The 273-nt window shown below is 48.0% G+C and carries 1 pseudogene; it reads left to right on the forward strand.

Annotated elements, in window-relative coordinates:
* Positions 1 to 273 (forward strand): annotated as a pseudogene (locus NE668_RS09795) (tRNA 2-thiouridine(34) synthase MnmA); the annotation flags it as partial.

The raw sequence follows: 273 nt of genomic DNA on the forward strand, positions 1-273 counted from the left end.
TGAAATGGGAAGCGCTTCTTAAGCGCAGCATCTCGATCGGAGCAGATTTTATTGCGACAGGGCACTATGCAAGAGTTGAGCAGCTTTCAAACGGGAGATATGCTCTGCGGCGTTCGGCAACTGCTGCAAAAGATCAGACTTATGCATTATATAATCTGACGCAGGAACAGTTGAAACGAACGTTGATGCCGGTAGGAGAATATACAAAAGAAGAAGTTCGGGTAATTGCGGAAAAGATCGGACTGCTCGTTGCGGACAAGCCGGACAGTCAGG

Source organism: Veillonella parvula, from assembly GCF_024461875.1.
In the GTDB taxonomy this organism is placed as follows: Bacteria; Bacillota; Negativicutes; order Veillonellales; family Veillonellaceae; genus Veillonella; species Veillonella parvula_I.